The 13,794-nt window shown below is 64.6% G+C and carries 11 protein-coding genes and 1 pseudogene; all 12 read left to right on the top strand.

Features of this window, described 5'->3' with window-relative positions:
* Nucleotides 1–394, top strand: a pseudogene (locus CH302_RS19655) (ABC transporter ATP-binding protein); the annotation flags it as partial.
* Between the two features lie 5 nt (nt 395–399).
* On the top strand, nt 400–1,194 hold the full coding sequence (locus CH302_RS19650; RefSeq protein ID WP_037191254.1) for an MlaE family ABC transporter permease: 795 nt from the start codon (nt 400–402) through the stop codon (nt 1,192–1,194).
* 5 nt (nt 1,195–1,199) lie between these two features.
* A complete protein-coding gene (locus CH302_RS19645) occupies nt 1,200–2,060 on the top strand; it encodes an MlaE family ABC transporter permease (protein ID WP_027498223.1) in 861 nt (286 codons plus the stop codon).
* Nucleotides 2,057–3,412, top strand: coding sequence for an MCE family protein (locus CH302_RS19640; RefSeq protein WP_037191255.1), 1,356 nt, complete (start codon nt 2,057–2,059; stop codon nt 3,410–3,412). Before CH302_RS19645 ends, CH302_RS19640 begins: the two co-directional genes overlap by 4 nt.
* On the top strand, nt 3,409–4,476 hold the full coding sequence (locus CH302_RS19635) for an MCE family protein (protein WP_037191258.1): 1,068 nt from the start codon (nt 3,409–3,411) through the stop codon (nt 4,474–4,476). The genes CH302_RS19640 and CH302_RS19635 overlap by 4 nt, the downstream gene beginning before the upstream one ends.
* Nucleotides 4,473–5,471 (top strand): MCE family protein, encoded by a 999-nt coding sequence (locus CH302_RS19630; protein WP_037191261.1) that lies wholly within the window; start codon nt 4,473–4,475, stop codon nt 5,469–5,471. Before CH302_RS19635 ends, CH302_RS19630 begins: the two co-directional genes overlap by 4 nt.
* On the top strand, nt 5,471–6,754 hold the full coding sequence (locus CH302_RS19625) for an MCE family protein (RefSeq protein WP_037191264.1): 1,284 nt from the start codon (nt 5,471–5,473) through the stop codon (nt 6,752–6,754). Before CH302_RS19630 ends, CH302_RS19625 begins: the two co-directional genes overlap by 1 nt.
* Nucleotides 6,755–6,783: 29 nt before the next feature.
* Nucleotides 6,784–8,052 carry an MCE family protein gene (locus CH302_RS19620; protein WP_037191267.1) on the top strand — a complete coding sequence of 423 codons (1,269 nt, stop codon included), beginning with the start codon at nt 6,784–6,786 and terminating at the stop codon, nt 8,050–8,052.
* The gene (locus tag CH302_RS19615) at nt 8,049–9,296 is read left to right on the top strand and encodes an MCE family protein (RefSeq protein WP_037191269.1); all 1,248 of its coding nucleotides are present in this window, start codon (nt 8,049–8,051) and stop codon (nt 9,294–9,296) included. Before CH302_RS19620 ends, CH302_RS19615 begins: the two co-directional genes overlap by 4 nt.
* An 83-nt stretch (nt 9,297–9,379) precedes the next feature.
* Complete coding sequence (locus tag CH302_RS19610) at nt 9,380–10,072, top strand: hypothetical protein (RefSeq protein WP_037191270.1); 693 nt, start codon at nt 9,380–9,382, stop codon at nt 10,070–10,072.
* Nucleotides 10,073–10,130: 58 nt separating this feature from the next.
* Nucleotides 10,131–10,973, top strand: a complete 843-nt coding sequence (locus CH302_RS29660) for a hypothetical protein (protein ID WP_037191272.1) — start codon at nt 10,131–10,133, stop codon at nt 10,971–10,973.
* 210 nt (nt 10,974–11,183) lie between these two features.
* Entirely contained in the window at nt 11,184–13,760 is a 2,577-nt protein-coding gene (locus tag CH302_RS19595) for an aminotransferase class III-fold pyridoxal phosphate-dependent enzyme (protein WP_037191602.1), read from the top strand.
* Nucleotides 13,761–13,794 lie beyond the last annotated feature (34 nt).

The raw sequence follows: 13,794 nt of genomic DNA, 5'->3' as shown, positions 1-13,794 counted from the left end.
GGCGCAGATGGCGCAGGAGCAGGCCATGGTCGACGCCGGGCACCACGCCGGTGGCGTCGACGACGTCGAAGGCATCGTCCCGCAGATGAAGGCCACCCCCGGTACCCCTGTGCGCCAGGCCGTCGGACGCAGGCAGGAACGCGTCCGCCAGATCATGCACACGCTGCCGCACAGTGCGCAGATCGCCATCCAGGAAAGCCTCGACACCACCGACCCCGGTCAGCGGTACCCCGCATACGCGGATCAGCAGCAGGGCTACGACCAGCAGGGTTACGACCAGCAGGGTTACGACCAGCAGGGTTACGACCAGCAGGGTTACGACCAGCAGGGCTACAGCGGGCAAGTTCATGACCAGCCGGGCTACCAAGCTCCGACACAGGGTCGGGGTCAATAGCAGACATGGGGGGATCGAAGAAGTCCGCGTTCGCTCCGGCGAACGCCGCTCTGACTCAAGCCGGCAACATCGTAGAACTGTTCGTCGAGGTGGTTCGCAACACCTTCCGTAGGCCGTTCCAGTTCCGTGAATTCATCGAGCAGGCCTGGTTCATCGCCAGCGTCACGATTCTGCCGACGGCGCTGGTCGCCATTCCGTTCGGCGCGGTCGTGTCTCTGCAGACCGGATCGCTCATCAAGCAGCTCGGTGCCGAGTCGTTCACCGGCGCGGCCAGCGTGCTCGCGGTCATTCAGCAGGGCAGTCCGATCGTGACCGCACTGCTGGTGGCCGGTGCCGCCGGTTCTGCTGTCACGGCCGACCTCGGCTCGCGCACCATTCGTGAAGAGATCGACGCCATGCGGGTGCTGGGTATCGACCCGGTGCATCGTCTCGTCGTTCCGCGCGTCCTCGCGATGATTCTCGTCGCCCTGTTGCTCAACGGTCTGGTCTCGGTCGTCGGCATCGCCGGTGGTTACTTCTTCAACGTGATCCTCCAGGGCGGTACCCCCGGTGCGTATCTGGCGTCCTTCGGTGCGCTGGCGCAGCTTCCGGATCTGTATGTCGCAGAAGCCAAAGCGGCGATCTTCGGACTCATCGCGGGCATCATCGCCTCCTACAAGGGGCTCAATCCCAACCCCGGACCCAAGGGCGTCGGCGAGGCAGTGAACCAGACGGTTGTCATCACGTTCCTGCTGCTCTTCTTCGCCAACCTCATCCTGACCCTGGTGTACCTCCAGGTCGTCCCAGCGAAGGGAGCGTAACCGCGATGACGATCGCAAGAGGTCGCGGTGACCGCACGCTGATGCGCGTCAAGCGCGTCGGCAATGCCCCGCTCAACGTGCTCGACCGCGCAGGCGAGCAGATGTCGTTCTACCTGCGGGCCATCGGGTGGATTCCCAAGACCGCGGTGCATTACAAGAAGGAGGTGCTCCGCCTGCTGGCGGAGGTCACCTTCGGCAGCGGTGCACTCGCCGTCATCGGCGGAACCATCGGCGTGATCGTGATGATGTCCGGCTTCACCGGAATCGTCGTCGGCCTGCAGGGCTACGCCGCACTCGAGCAGCTCGGTAGCTCCGTGCTGACCGGATTCCTGTCCGCGTACGTCAACACCCGTGAGATCGCGCCGATCGTTGCGGGACTGGCACTGTCGGCCACCGTCGGCTGTGGCTTCACAGCCCAGCTCGGTGCCATGCGGATCTCGGAGGAGATCGACGCCCTCGAGGTGATGGCGGTACCCAGCGTGCCGTTCCTGGTGACCACCCGCATGATCGCCGGCTTCGTGGCCGTCATCCCGCTCTACATCGTCGGACTGCTGGCGTCGTACGTCGCCTCCCGAGGGATCAGCACCATCTTCAACGGGCAGTCCACGGGGTCCTACGACCACTACTTCAACCTCTTCCTACCTCCGGAAGACGTGTTGTATTCGTTCCTGAAGGTGTTGATCTTCGCCTTCGTCCTGATCATGATCCACTGCTATTACGGCTACCACGCCTCCGGCGGACCTGCCGGTGTCGGCGTCGCAGTGGGCCGTGCCGTTCGTACCGCGATCGTCACGATCGCGGTGCTGGACTTCTTCTTGAGCCTCGCCATCTGGGGCACGACCACCACAGTGAGGGTTGCGGGATGATCGACTCGCCGTCGCGACTGAAGCGAGTACTGCTCGGTTTGGCGTTCTTCCTGGTGCTCATCCTGTTCTTGGGATGGAGCATCACGTCCTACAACAAGACGTTCAAGTCGGTGGTGAACGTCAGCCTCGAAACCGACTCGGTGGGCAACGCTCTGCCGATGAACGCGGATGTGAAGGTGCGCGGAATGATCGTCGGCGAGGTGCGCTCGGCATCCACCGTCGACGGTGTCGTCACCTCTCGGCTCGCCATCGACCCGGACAAGGCTCCACTGATTCCGTCCAACGCGACGGCGCGGTTGCTTCCCAAGACGCTGTTCGGTGAGCGCTACGTCTCGCTGATCGTGCCCGAGAACGACTCGGCGTCGCCGATCACCGAGGGCACCGTCCTCCGGCAGGACACCAGTGGAAACGCAATCGAGGTCGGGCAGCTGCTCGACGGCTTGCTTCCACTGCTGCAGGCGATTCCGCCGCAGGATCTGGCGAACACCCTCGGGTCGTTGGCGCAGGGCCTCAGCGGGCGCGGCGAGCAGCTCGGTCAGACGATCGACAATCTGACCAACATCGTGTCGGGTCTGAACACGGAGTTGCCGAACATCCAGCAGACGCTGGTCGGTCTCGCCGACTTCTCGCAGACCTACGCAGACGCTGCACCCGAACTGATCTCGGCGCTGGACAACCTGAGGACGACGGGCAACACCGTGGTCGAGCGGCAGTCCAGCCTCGAAACGCTGTACGGCTCGCTGACCTCGGCGTCCTACACAACCGCGGACTTCCTGCAGACCAACTCCGAGAACCTGATCGGATTGGCCGCGAACTCTCGTGAAGCGCTCGAGCTGCTGGCCGAGTTCTCTCCGACGTTCGGCTGCACGTTCACCCAGTTCGCCGAAGGTGCCAGGCGCGGAGCGGTCGTTCTCGGCGAGGGCGACGAGTACCCCGGCATCAACGTGTCCGCATCGTTCGTCAACCCGAAGGGCCGTTACTTGCCGAACCAGGACGAGCCGCGCTTGTTCGACGATCGCGGAGCCACCTGCTTCGAGCCTGCAGCACCGGGTGAGTTCTTCCCGCAGTATCCGGGAGGTTCGATCAACGACGGTTCCTACCAGGTGCCGACCCGCAACCCGGGCCCGCAGGTGATCGAAGGACAGGGACCACCGAAGTCGGCTCAGAGCTCCATCGTTCCCGCCGTCTCCGCATCCGCGCAGCCGGCGAGCTACGAGGGCTCGGACTTCGAGCGTGACACTCTCGCCGTGATCTACGGACAGGCGAGTGGTGTTGCACCAGAAAGTATTCCGTCGTGGGCGGCCGCTATCGGCGCACCGGCACTGAGAGGAGTGGAGGTGACCGTGCCATGAGAGGCCTTCTCGCGCCGATCATCAAGTTGGTCGTGTTCGCCGTGATCACGATCATCGCTACGGCCACCCTCGCCTTCACCATCGCCAATTCCAGCGGCGGCGGCGGCACCAAGTTCTCGGCGATGTTCACCGACGTCACCTCCCTCAACGAGGGCGACGAGATTCGTATCGCGGGCGTTCGCGTCGGCCAGGTGGACAAGATCGAGATCGCCAACGAGCGCGAAGCGAAAGTGGACTTCACACTGAGCAGTCGCGATTGGCTCCCGGCCAGCTCGACCGCAACCATCCGGTTCAGGAACCTGGTGGGTCAGCGCTACATCGCCATCGAGCAGGGCTCGGGGGACCAGGGCCGGAAGATCACCGAAGGTGCCACCATTCCGTTGGAGCGGACCAAGCCTGCGGTGAACCTGACCACGCTGTTCGACGGCTTCCGGCCGCTGTTCACCACGCTCAGCTCCGATGACGTCAACAAGCTGTCGTACCAGATCATCCAGGTGTTCCAGGGGGAGTCGGGCACCATCAACGAACTGGTCACCAACACGGCGACTCTGACGAACACGGTCGCCGACAAGGATCAGGTCATCGGCCAGGTCATCACCAATCTCAACAACGTGCTGGCGACGGTCAACCAGAACGACGGTCAGCTCGACAGCTTGATCGTCAACACGCAGCAGCTCGTCTCGGGCCTGTCGGCCGACCGTGGCGTGGTCGGCTCCGCCGTCACCTCGCTGGCCGGTCTGACCAACGCCACCGCAGACCTGCTCGAGCCGACTCGGCCGTCGATCCAGGGATCGGTGACTGCGTTGAACACGCTGTCCGAGACCATCAACCGCCGAAGCGACGACGTGGACAAGGTCCTCGGAATTCTGCCCGTCAAGCTCGACAAGCTCATTCGCACGGCCCAGCAAGGGTCTTGGTTCACGTTCTACCTGTGCGGTATCGACATCGTCGCCGGACCGGGTAGCTCGCCGAACCTGAATCTGCCGACCGGGCTTCCGACCGTCAACCAGCCGCTGTACACGAACTCGGCAGAGCGTTGCAAAGCTGGGGGGATCAAACAATGAAATCTCGTCGTAGTCCGGCCACCATCGGTGCACTGGGCATCGCGATCATCCTGCTGGCCACGATGTCGGTCTTCTTTCTCGACCGGCTCCCGATCATCGGTGCCGGTTCGGTGTACACCGCCGAGTTCAGCGAGGCCGCAGGACTCAAGCCCTCCAACGAGGTTCGCATTGCGGGCGTCAAGGTCGGCAAGGTGACCGACGTTCGTCTCGAAGGCGACCGAGTGCTCGTGGACTTCACGGTGAAGGACGCGTGGGTCGGAAACGAGTCACGGGCCGCCATCGCCATCAAGACCCTGCTGGGGCAGAAGTATCTGGCGCTCGACCCGAGCGGACCGGAGACACTGAGCCCCAAGGACCCCATTCCGCTCGACCGCACCACGTCCCCGTACGACGTCATCGACGCGTTCTCCGACGCGGCGTCGACCATCAACGACATCGACACCGATCAGCTCGCAACGAGTATGCGGACCCTGTCCGAGGCGTTCTCCGAGACGCCCGCGAACATCCGTGCCTCGCTCGACGGCGTCACCCGGTTGTCGCAGACCGTGGCCAGCCGCGACGAGGAGCTCAAGAAGCTGTTCGAGGCCACCGGTGAGACGTCGAAGGTGTTGGCCGACCGCAACGAGCAGTTCAACAAGCTGATCACCGACGCGGGCCCGCTTCTCGAAGAGCTCAACAATCGACAGCAGGCCATTTCGCAGCTGCTCACCGGCACTCAGCGTGTATCGCAGGAGCTGACCGGTCTCGTTCGCGACAACGAGGCAACCATCAACCCGATGTTGCAGCAGCTCAACGGCGTCATCGACATCCTGCAGCGCAACAACGACAACCTCGACCGTGCGCTGAAGCTGTACGAACCGTTCATTCGTCTGTACACGAACGTGACCGGTAACGGTCGATGGCTCGATATCACGCTGGCCAACCTCACACCTCCCGGAGTTCCGTTGATACCTGGCTACCGCCAACCGTCGGTCGACAAGTTGCCGGGGGAATGATGACAGACACGCAGGCAGCACCGAGAAACAAGAACAAGCTCGCGCTGATCGCCGTCGTCGTGATCGTGGCGTTGGTCCTGGCCGTCGCCGGCTGGTGGTTGTTCACCAGGGCAGGCACGACCAAGATCACCGCGTACTTCGACAAGTCGGTCGGCATCTACTCCGGCTCCGAGGTTCGGGTGCTGGGCGTCAAGGTCGGCACCGTCGAGTCCGTCACGCCACTCGGTGACGACGTCGAGGTCGTCCTTCGAGTCGACCGCGGGATCGACATCCCGGCCGACGCCAAGGCCGTCCAGGTCAGTCCGTCGCTCGTCGCCGATCGCTACGTCCAGCTCTCGCCCGTCTACACCGGCGGCGACACCATGGCCGACGGCACCACGATCGCTCGCGATCGCACCGCCACCCCCGTCGAGGTCGACGAGCTGTACAAGTCCATCAACGACCTGTCGACCGCCCTCGGTCCTGACGGTGCCAACAAGGACGGCGCTCTCACCGACCTCGTCAACACCGGTGCGGCAAACCTCGACGGTAACGGTGAAGCGTTGGGCGACAGCATCACTCAGCTTTCGGCCGCCGGCCGCACGTTGAGCGACTCGCGCACCGACGTCTTCGACACGATCAAGAACCTGCAGACCTTCGTCAGTGCCCTGGCCGTCAACGATCAGCAGGTCCGCAACTTCAATACTCAGTTGGCCGACCTGACCGGATTCCTGTCCGGCCAGCGGGAGGATCTGGGAGCGGCGCTTCAGCAGCTGTCGGTCTCGCTCGGCGACGTGGCTACGTTCGTCGCGGACAACCGGACCGAACTGACCGATGCCGCAAACGGTCTCGTGGTGCCGACTCAGACGCTCGCCGACAACCGCGAGCAGCTGGTGCAAACACTCACGTTGCTGCCGCTGGCCATCAGCAACCTGGTGAACGCCTACGACGCCGAGTCCGGCACGCTCGCCTCGCGCGCCAATCTCCAGAACGAGACCCAGGATCCGCTCGGCACCGTGTGCAAGCTCCTCGACCTCGGCGCGCTCGTTCCCGGCGATCCGCGCTTCGAGGCACTCGGTGCGCAGATTCAGCCGATCATCGATCAGTGCGCCAACATCACCACGATGATCCAGGCACCGATCACCGACCAGAATCGGATCGTGCTGCCGTTCGGTGTTCTCACCAACGACATCGAGCAGAACGTATCCGTGCCGGGCACCGTGCCGGGCGTCGTCTCGCCACGGCTCGGAAACAGCACGATGCCCGGACTCGAGCAGTCGTACATCGGAGGTGGGGGACAGTGAGAACCTCTGTGAAACGGAATCGAGCTCGTGTGAAGCGTTCGTTGGTCGTCGGAGCGGGCGTGTGCGTGGTCGCGCTGTCGGCCGGAGCGTGCTCGTCGGCCGGCATCTACGCCGTACCGCTTCCCGGTGGTGCCGATGTCGGTGACAACCCGTTCAACCTGACGGTGCAGTTCGACGACGTGCTGGACCTGGTCCCGCAGTCGACCGTCAAGGTCGACGGTGTGGCCGTCGGCCGAGTCGCCTCCATCTCCGTCCCGAACGACGGGTGGACGGCCGATGTCGACGTCATCCTCAACTCCGACGTGGATCTGCCTGCCAATGCGATCGCTTCGGTGCAGCAGACCAACCTGCTCGGTGAGAAGTTCGTGCAGCTCTCGGCACCTCCCGGTGACGAGGCAGCAGCGCGGCTTCAGGACGGCGACACCATCCCGCTCGATCGAACCCGTCACGCGACCGACATCGAGCAGGTCCTCGGTGCGCTCTCGCTGTTGCTCAACGGTGGTGGCGTCGGGCAGCTCTCGCCGATCATCAAGGAACTGAGCACGGCATTCGACGGTCGCGAAGGCAAGACGAAAGAGCTTCTGCAGCAGGCCAACACGTTGATCGACGGCCTCAACCAGCAGCGTGACGACATCACCCGCGCCATCGACGGTCTCGACACTCTCAGCGGCCGGGTCAACACCCAGACGGACAAGATCGACGCCGTGCTGAAGGACCTGCCGATCGCCACCGAGGTCCTCGAGCAGCAGCGTCCGCAGCTGACCGAGATGCTCGGAGCGCTCGATCGTCTCGGAGCCGTCGGCACCGACGTGATCGACCGTTCCAAGGACGATCTGATCGCAGACCTGCGGGCCCTGCGCCCGACGCTCCAGGCCCTGGCCGATTCGGCGGACGACGTGGTGAGTTCGCTCTCGGTCATCCCGACGCTGCCGTTCGCGGACGGCACCGAGAAGATCATCGAGGGCAACTCCGCCAACCTGTTCCTCTCACTCGATCTGTCCATCGGAACCGCGCTGCGCAACTTCGGCGTCGGTGAAGGCGACCCGGTCTACGTCCAGCCCAAGTACGGCAACACGTTGCCCGTCGTCGATCCGTCCAATCCGTACTACAACGGAAACGGACCGCGCCCGGGTTGGCCGACGATCTCGCTGCTGCCGTTGCCGCCGATCATCCCGTCACCGGTTCCGGGCCCGGGTGCTCCTGCGAACGAGCAGGCAGCCGCAGCCGCCGCGCCCGCACCGGCGGATCCGTTGGCACCGTTGAACGATCTGCTCGAGCGATTCGGAGTTGGACAGTGAGATCGAAACTGGTTCGCTTTCAGTTGGTCGCGTTCGTCGTGGTCGCCCTCCTGGGGTTGATCTATGTCGGCGGCAAGTACGTGCGTCTGGACAACATGCTCGGCTTCGGGCAGTACCAGGTCGATCTGAACCTCGCCGATTCCGGTGGCATCTTCTCGAACGCCGAGGTCACGTACCGAGGTGTTCCGGTGGGAACCGTCGGAGATCTGGAACTGACGCAGGACGGCGTCCGAGTCGCGCTCATGCTCGACAACGGTGGGCCCGACATCCCGGCCGACACGAAGGCCGTCGTGGCCAACCGGTCTGCGATCGGTGAGCAGTACGTCGACCTGCAGCCCGAGACCGATCAGGGCCCGTTCCTGGCCGACGGTTCGCAGATCGCGCAAGCCGACACCACCACGCCCGTGCCGGTGGAGGACGTCCTCGCCAACACGAACACGCTGGTCCGGTCGGTACCGCTGGACGCGCTGACGAGGGTCGTCAACGAGCTCGGCGTAGCATTCGACGGTAAGGGCACAGATCTTGCGTCTCTCGTCGATTCGCTCGGGAACATCTCCGAGGCAGGCAACGAGGCGCTGCCGCAGACGCTCGCGCTGGTACGTGACGCCGTGCCGGTGCTGAACACGCAGTCCGAGCAGTCGGATCTGATTCGTGAGTTCAGCACCAGCCTGGACGAGGTGACGGCTCAGTTGAAGTCCAGCGATCCCGACATCCGCCGCCTGATCGATACCGGTACCGCAGCGGGCGACCAGCTCGGTGGGCTCATCACCGACGCCGGTCCGGCGCTGACCACCGATATCAACAACCTTGCGCTGGTTGCCGCTCAGGCCCAACCGCGGTACGTCGCGCTTCGTCCGTTCCTGACGTTCCTGCCTGCACTCGGTGCCGGCATCTCCACGATCGTTCCGGACGACGGCACGATCCATCAGGGTCTGCTGCTCGAGGTCAACAACCCGCCGCCCTGCACGGTGGGCTACGAGGGTTCGCAGGCGATCCTCGACGAGGAGAAGCGGAAGAACCCGAACTTCGATCCGACTCGGGAGAACTACCCCCTGAACCTCGACGCGAACTGCGCTACACCGCAGGGCAGCGTGACGGGTGTGCGTAGCGCGAACCGCATCGTGTTCGCCGATCCGGACGTGCCGCAGCCGTGGGACCTCAAGCCCAAGGTCGATCCGGAAAAGCTCAACCTCAACCCCATCGCCACCCAGTTGGCACCGCTGATCGGCGTCACGCCGAAGTAGCGGAATCGGTGGAACTGCTGCTCAGCACTACTGTCGGGCCGAGAGTGGTTCGGCCCGATATTACCGAGTAGTAGGGTGAAAGTGTGAACTCGAGCACCGAAGCCCTGGAGTCCCCAGCGACTCCAGGGCGTAACAAGACCGCGAAAATTCTGCTTGCCGTCGTCTCGGTGATCGCCGTGGCCGCTCTCGCAGCGGCAGTGTTCTTCGGGTACGGCTGGGGCAGCGCACTGCTGAGCCAGAAGCCCACTGCGGACACCAGGGACGCGGCGCTCACCGGAGCTCAGCAGGCTGCCGTCAACCTGAACACGGTCGACGCATCGGCTATCGATCAGTCGTTCGACAACATGAAGTCGTCGATCACCGGCGATCTGATGCTCAACGACCTCGAGCAGACGCGCTCGGGCATCACCGATCAGGTTCGTCAGTCCGGCGCCAAGAGCGAGGCCGAGGTGTTGCACGGCACGCTGACGGAACTGAGCACGGACGAGAACACTGCCACCGCTCTGGTGGTCATCGCGACAACCACCACCTGGCCCGATCGCGTCGAGCGAAGCAAGCTGACGATGCGTCTGGCCATGGAAGAGGTAGACGGGGTGTGGAAGACCAACAAGGTCGATCCCATCGGTTCACGGATCTCGCTCGACAACCCGAACACCAACCCCGTCGTCCCGACCGAACCGGGTGGCCCCGCCGACCCGAACGCGGCCGATCCGAATGCGGCCGACCCCGGTACGGACGCCACGCCGGCTCCCCAGCCGGACACCGGCGGCAACTGAGATACCCGGCAGTGGTGTTTTCCGTCTGTACCGAAGTGAGTTTCGAAGGAGTTCTGTAGTGCCTCCCCAGCGTCGCAAGATCGTTCCACCCACCACCACCAGCAAAGTTCGCCGCAAGGTGGCAGGCACCGGGAAGCCGAGTGCTGCCAACACCGACACGGACTCGACCGGTGCCGAGGGATCGGCTGCGACCGAGACGGCGGCGATCACCACGACGCCGCCCACCGAGCCTGTGTCGGACAAGCCTGCCCTCGACAAGCCCGCAGCAGACAAGCCCGCAGCAGCGACGCCTTCTGCCGAGACGCCTGTCCTCGACAAGCGCACTGCCGACAAGCCCGCTGCCGAGACTCCCGCAGCCGACAAGCCTGCTGCCGATTCCGAGTCGACCGACGCGTCCGTCGCGTCGGCGTCGGGGATCGGCTACAAGCACGTGATCGTCGTTGCGGTCATTGCCGTTGTGCTCGGCGCGTTCGCTGCCGTGGCCGCGTTCAAGCCGTTCGCCACGATCGACAATGCGGCCTGGGTGGATTCCGCGGCGACTCAGGAGGTCACCTCGGCCGCGACCGATGCGCTGCAGACCTTGTACACGTACAAGGCCGCCACCATCGATGCCGATTTCGATGCCGCCCGTGCAGTGCTCAATCAGTCGATGCTCGACGAGTTCAACTCCACCGCCGACACCACCAAATCGGCTGTGGTGCAGACGGATACGGGAACCGAGGCCATGGTCACCGATATCGGAGTCTCGCGGCTAGAGGATGGCAGGGCGGAACTGATCGCCAACGTGAACATCAGTGCCACGCAGAACGGTGTCGCGTCGGGCAGTGCCGAGGGCCCGTTGACAGTGAACATGGAGAAGGTCGACGGCACCTGGAAGTTGTCGGCCATCGACGATCAGTAGTAGCCCAGCCGGCACTCGATCCAGCCCCGTTCGACGCAGAAGCCTGCTCGGACGGGGCTTTTTCGTGTGGCTTTCGGCCAACTGTCACCGGCTTGCCGCAGAGTTACCATCGCGTTTGCGTCCTGGCTTGGGACGAGCCCTGGTTGTTCGGGACAACCATTCACAGCTCGACAGCCAGGGGTGGATCCGATGAAAACGGAGCATGCTGTCATGACCGACACAACTATCGATTATTCCGTGCTGGAATCCAGGTCCGGTCGATCGGGCTTTGCCGAACACGTCAATCCCGAACTGTATCGGCTGTTGTCTGCGCTGAACCTGGATCGCGAGTACGTGCGGGGCGACGGGACTGTCCTGTTCGACGCGTCGGGCCGTCGCTATCTGGACTTCGCCGGGGCGTACGGTGCCCTTCCGTTCGGGCACGGTCCCACTCCGATCTGGCAGGCGGTCAACGACGTTCGCTGCAGCGGGGAAGCGATTTTCGTGCAGCCCTCGGTACTGAGCGCGGCCGGGGAACTGGCAGATCGGTTGGGGCGCATCGCACCCGACGGATTGACGCGAACGACGTTCGTCAACAGTGGTACCGAGGCGACCGAGGTGGCGCTCAAGATCGCGCGAGCGCACACCGGTCGGCTGGGTGTGCTGACCACCGGGAACAGTTTTCACGGCAAGACTCTCGGAGCGTTGTCTGCGACGGGAAATATCAAGTACCAGAGCGGTTTCGGCGCACCGGTCGAGGGATTCGACCATATCGAGTTCGGTGATTCGGACGCGCTCGACGCGGCTCTGGCGGCGGCGCCCGGGCATTATGCGGTGTTTCTGGTGGAGCCGATTCAGGGTGAGGGCGGAGTGGTGTGTCCGCCCGATGGGTACCTGCGCCGCGTGCGGGAGATCTGCGATCGGCACGGGGTGCTGATGGCTCTCGACGAGGTGCAGACAGGGCTGGGCCGGACCGGCAGGATGTTCGCCGCCGAGCACGAGGGGGTGGTGCCGGACATTCTGACCGTCGCCAAGGCTCTCGGTGGTGGGATCGTGCCGGTAGGCGCGGTGCTGTGCCGTCCGGAGTTGGTGAACGAGAGTTTCGCGCTGCGCCACACGTCGACCTTCGCGGGAAACGCGTTGGCTGCGCGGGTGGGTATCGCGGTTCTCGACGAGTTGACCCGAGACGACTGCGCACTGGTCACCGGAGTGGCTGTGCTCGGGCGTCAGCTGAAGAACGATCTGAGCAGGCTGGCCGAGAAGTATCCGTCGGTCGTGACCGAGGTGCGCGGTAAGGGACTGCTGCTCGGCTTGGAACTGACCGCGGACGTGAATTTCGTCGGGCGGCAGTCGCTGCTGGGATCGATCGCCGATCAACACAATCTGGCCGTGGTGATCTGCTCGTACCTGCTCGATGTGGAGGGGATACGAGTGGCTCCGACTCTGTTCGGCAACAGGGTGATTCGGATCGAACCACCGCTGACGGTCTCGGCGGTGCAGTGCTCGCGTCTGGTCGCAGCATTGGATCGGGCATTGGGTTATGCGGCGGTGGGGGACATGGACGGATTGTTCGGGCATCTGCTGGGTCGCCCGACCGTCGCCACTCCGCCCGCACTCGAGGCGTTGCGCCCCGGGCGGACGCCCGATATCGCGGTACGGCCGACGGATCGACGCTTCGCGTTCATCGCGCATCCTCTCGATCTCGGCTTCTTCGCGGCGTTCGATCCGGCGCTGGAGGTGTTCGACCACGGCGAGCGGCAGGATCTGCTCGAGCGGTTCGCGGCGTCGACATCCGAGCTCGAACCCGCGTCGTTCGTCATCGGCAGTGGCCGGGTCGTCGGGGGTGGGGAGGCGACGGCGCACGGTGATTTGATCGGGCTGCCGTACACCTCCGAGCAGTTGCTGCGCCTGCCGACCGAGCGTGCGCTGGCAGTCGTGGGCGGGGCCGTCGAACTGGCGATCTCCCGCGGTGCGACGGTCGTGGGATTGGGCGGCTATTCGTCGGTGATCACCGGGAACGGGTTGGGACTCGGCGCGACGACGCGACCGATCACCACCGGCAACACGTTCACCGCTGCGGCGAGTCTGCGGGCTGTTCGACGCGTGTGCCGTGAACGCGGTATCGATGTCGCGCGGGCTCGGGTGACGATTCTCGGTGCCGCCGGGGCGATCGGGCGAACCATCGGCATGCAGTTGGCCGGCGAGGTCGGCAGCATCGTGCTGGTCGGTAGGCGGGGGGAGAGTTCGGTCATCGCGCCCAAGCTGTGGTCGGCCGCGCAGGAGATGGTGGCGAGCGCTCGGGCCGGTGCGGGTTCGGGAGATCTGGCCGCTGCCGCGCACGCGGTCGACGGTGATCTGGACGATCTGATCAGGTCGCGGCACGTCGAGTTCTTCACCGATCCTGTTGCTGCGGTGGAGGATTCGTTGATCGTCATCGCTGCGACGTCGGCGCCGCATGCGCTGATCGATCCGACGGATCTGATGGAGGGTGCCATCGTCTGCGATGTGGCGCAGCCGCCGAACATCGGCCGGGACGTGCGCAGTGAGCGGCCCGACGTGACGGTGTTCGACGGCGGCATCGTGCGGGTGCCGTCGGGTTCGGATTTCGGGTTGACGTACGGGTTGGCTCCTGGGCTGACGTATGCCTGCATGGCCGAGACGATGCTGATCGCGTTGTCGGGTGAGTTCGGACTGCGCAGCATCGGCACCACCCTCGACGGCGACAGCGTGGAGCGGTTGGGTGAGTTGGCGGATGTCCACGGGTTCGCGCTCGCCGAGGCCACGCGGTGGCGCGAGGCGAACCGGTAGACGGCAGGGGGCGGGGCGCGTCGGTGTCCCCGCC

The sequence above is a fragment of the Rhodococcus sp. 15-2388-1-1a genome (assembly GCF_002259145.1).
In the GTDB taxonomy this organism is placed as follows: Bacteria; Actinomycetota; Actinomycetes; order Mycobacteriales; family Mycobacteriaceae; genus Rhodococcoides.
Note: the sequence above shows the minus strand (reverse complement) of the source record. Positions and strands in the feature narration are given on the sequence as shown.

Excerpts from the sequence above, each read along its gene's own strand:
- CH302_RS19650 (WP_037191254.1), top strand. The coding sequence starts at position 400 with ATGGGGGGATCGAAGAAGTCCGCGTTCGCTCCGGCGAACGCCGCTCTG.
- CH302_RS19645 (WP_027498223.1), top strand. The coding sequence starts at position 1,200 with ATGACGATCGCAAGAGGTCGCGGTGACCGCACGCTGATGCGCGTCAAG.
- CH302_RS19640 (WP_037191255.1), top strand. The coding sequence starts at position 2,057 with ATGATCGACTCGCCGTCGCGACTGAAGCGAGTACTGCTCGGTTTGGCG.
- CH302_RS19635 (WP_037191258.1), top strand. The coding sequence starts at position 3,409 with ATGAGAGGCCTTCTCGCGCCGATCATCAAGTTGGTCGTGTTCGCCGTG.
- CH302_RS19630 (WP_037191261.1), top strand. The coding sequence starts at position 4,473 with ATGAAATCTCGTCGTAGTCCGGCCACCATCGGTGCACTGGGCATCGCG.
- CH302_RS19625 (WP_037191264.1), top strand. The coding sequence starts at position 5,471 with ATGACAGACACGCAGGCAGCACCGAGAAACAAGAACAAGCTCGCGCTG.
- CH302_RS19595 (WP_037191602.1), top strand. The coding sequence starts at position 11,184 with ATGACCGACACAACTATCGATTATTCCGTGCTGGAATCCAGGTCCGGT.